This window comes from Bowmanella yangjiangensis (assembly GCF_017255015.1).
Lineage (GTDB): Bacteria > Pseudomonadota > Gammaproteobacteria > Enterobacterales > Alteromonadaceae > Bowmanella > Bowmanella yangjiangensis.
This window is the reverse complement of the sequence record NZ_JAFKCS010000086.1, coordinates 1-3,250: the sequence shown is the minus strand read 5'-3', so window position 1 is coordinate 3,250 and position 3,250 is coordinate 1. Positions and strand designations below refer to the sequence as shown.

The 3,250-nt window shown below is 67.8% G+C and carries 2 protein-coding genes; both read left to right on the top strand.

Annotated features, from left to right (window positions below; genetic code table 11):
* Positions 1 to 1,031: HDOD domain-containing protein (locus J0A65_RS21870; RefSeq protein ID WP_206596443.1), on the top strand; the 1,031-nt coding region annotated here is incomplete at its 5' end.
* Positions 1,028 to 3,250 (top strand): PAS domain S-box protein (locus tag J0A65_RS27500; protein ID WP_206596442.1); only part of this gene is annotated, 2,223 nt, incomplete at its 3' end. The genes J0A65_RS21870 and J0A65_RS27500, both read left to right, overlap by 4 nt.

Genomic DNA, 3,250 nt, shown 5'->3' with positions numbered 1-3,250 from the left:
TGGCCGATGCGCTCGACGCCTGGAAGCGTCAACCGGCCCAGTTGGTCATCGCCGACTGGAACCTGCCCGACGGCCCCGGCACCAGCCTGCTCGAGATCGCGCACCGCAGTGACGCCAGCGTCCCGCTGGTGATGATCACCGCGCGCTCCGACCGGGACAGCGTGCTGCTGGCACGCCGGCTGGGGATAAACGCCTTCATCAGCAAGCCCTTTCAGGTACCCAAGGTACTCGAGACCCTGCGCCCACTGCTGTCACCGAAGCACGACGAACCCGCTGACGCCGCAGTGCCTGCCACAGGTGGCTTCCTGCCGTTTCTCGCGGGCCTGCCCAACAGCGCCCTGGACCTGCCCCTGCACGATGCCCTGCTCCAGCAGTTGCACAAGCCCGACCAGGCACCGCAGGCACTGCAGGAGCACTGGCAGAACGATCCGGCAGTGCATGCCCGGCTGATCGCTGCCGCCAACAGCGCCAGCTACAACGCCAGCGGGCAACCCTGCATCAGCCTCCCGGAAGCGCTGCGCCGGCTCGGGCCAGGCACGGTGCTCAGCCTGGTTCAGGGGCTCGCGCTACGCCCCGTGGCGGCCCTGCAGGACGATGACCTCAAACGCCTGGGCGACGAGCAGTTCACCCAGGCCCGGTATCTGCGCCAGCGCATCGAGGAGCTGTGCAAGAGCGCCAGGATCGACGCAGCGGCCATGAGCAGCGCTGCGTTGCTGCAACGCATGGGGGAGCTGGCGGTTCTGTACCAGGCACAGTGCTGGCGTCATGCCGGCCAGGCGCTGGATGACGAAACCCTGGGTAGCGCCCTGCAGCGCTGCAGCGGCGACCTGGCCAACCGGCTCAAGAGCCACTGGCGCCTGCCGACACCGCTGCGCGAACTGATCGGTGCCTGCTACGCCCTGCCACCCGGCAACAGCAAGCGCGACCCGGTGATCATGCGCCTGGCCTGCGCGGAGCTGCAGGGTGGCAGCGAGCAGGAACTGGACCGCCTGTACCGGCTCGCCGGCATCGACAGGGGCACGGCCAGGTGAGGACGAACCCGCGGCCGATCCGCTGGATCGTCATCGGTGGCAGCCTGTGCCTGGCGATCCTCTTCGCCCTGCTCGGCCGCCAGGCGATGGTCGAACGCGAGGCGCTGTGGCAACTGCAGATGAACAAGCAGGCGGAGGCGCTGCGACTGGCCCTGCACAGCTCGCAGAAAGGCCTGCACGAACGCGCCCAGCTGCTGGCCGAGGCGATGGCCGCCGATGCCTGGGTGGTGGAACTGGTCCGCCAGGCATACAGCCTCGGCGACGGCAGCCCGCAGCAACTGACCGACATCCGCAACCAGCTCTACACCCGCCTCGCACCGCGCTGGCGCAACCTGCAGCGCCAGCACAGTTTCCGCCTCTTCGTGCACCTGCCCCCAGGGGACAGGATTCTGCTGCGCGTGCATGACCCGCGGCACTTTGGCGACACCATCAGGCTCGTCCAGCCCCTGGTGGAAGACAGCCTGCGCGACGGCGACAGCGTGACCGGCGTCAGCTCCAACAACCTGGGCGACGTCAGCGTGCATGCCATGACCCCACTGACCGTGGAGACCCAGGACGGACCGAAGCAGATCGGCGTGCTCGAGGTGGCCATGAGCGTGCTCGCCACCCCCAGGGAGTTCGACCAGGAACTGGGCGGCGGAGTCGCCCTGCTCCTGCGTTCGAGCCAGCTGACCCACCGCAGCGGTGAAGCCTTGCGTGGCCTGACCAACGACCCGCAGCAGTGGCAGGTGATCAGCGCCTCGCGCCCCCAGGCCATGCACTGGCAACGCAATGGCCTGCTGCCGACACCGAGCCGGGCCGACGGCCATGACCTGCAGGAAGACGAAGGCCGCCATTTCCTGCTGAGTGACTATCCGCTGGTCGACCTCACGGCCCGCGCCGGCGGGCCGCTGAATGCCTCTCTGCTGGCCTGGCGGGACGTGAGCCCGCTGTACGCGGTGCACGTTCGCGACAAGCATTGGCTGATCGGCAAATGGGTCCTGGCCTGGTTGAGCGCGGAGGTTCTGCTGCTGGTGCTGTTGCGCGCCACCCGCCACAGCACCCAGCGCCTGCTGCAACGCCAGCAACGCGCCCTGCATGCGCTCAACGAAATCTCCGCACTTTCCAGCCTGAGCAGCAAGGAGCAGCTGCGCGAGGCACTGCGCACGGGAGCGGACTACTTCGGCATGCCGATCGGGGTCATCGGCCTCATCGAGGACGAACGCTATCGGGTGCTGGTGCAGGTCGCCCCCGGCGACGAACTGCAGGACGAACAGACCTTCGCCCTCGACGAGACCTACAGCAGCCTGGCCTATGCCCAGGACGAAGTGCTGAGCATCGAACACATGGCCTCCTCCCCCTACCGCGCACATGCCTGCTACGGCAAGTTCGCCCTGGAGAGCTACATCGGCATCGCCATCTGGGTCGATGGACGCCGCGCCGGCACCCTGGCCTTCTGCGACCACACGGTACAGGAGCGCGCCTTCAACGACAGCGAGCGCGAGTTCATGCGCCTGTTCGCCCGCTGGGTCGGCGCCACCCTGGAACGCGATCAGCAGGAACAGGCGCGCCAGGCCCTGCTGGAGCGCCTGGCCAGCATCATCGAAGGCACCGACGTGGGCACCTGGGAATGGAACGTCCAGACTGGCGAGACCGTGTTCAACGAACGCTGGGCGCAGATGTTCGGCTATCGCCTGGACGAGTTGCAGCCCACGCGGCTGGAAACCTGGCTGCGTCTCTGCCACCCGGATGACCGCGAGCCCAGCGAACGCCTGCTGCAACGTCATTTCGCCGGTGAAGTGACCTACTACGACAGTCAGATCCGCATGCAGCACCGGGACGGCCACTGGCTGTGGATACAGGTACGCGGGCGCCTCTCCAGACGCGATGCACAGGGCCGTCCCCTGCTGATGTACGGCACCCACACCGACGTCAGCGAGGCACGCCAGCGCGAAGAGGCGGTCACCGAGGCCCGCGTCTTCCTACAGACGCTGCTGGACTCGGCCACCGGGGTCTCGATCATCGCCACCGACCTCGACGGCCTGATCACCCTGTTCAATTCCGGCGCCGAGCGCTTGCTGGGCTACAGCAGCGCCGAGGCCGTCGGGCAGATGACCCCCGAACGCTTCCACCTCGCCGAAGAGGTCGAGGCACGGGCCGAGGAACTGAGCCGCAGCAGCGGCGAACGCATCGAAGGCTTCGAGGTGTTCGTTCACAACGCGCGCGGCGGCGAGCCGGAA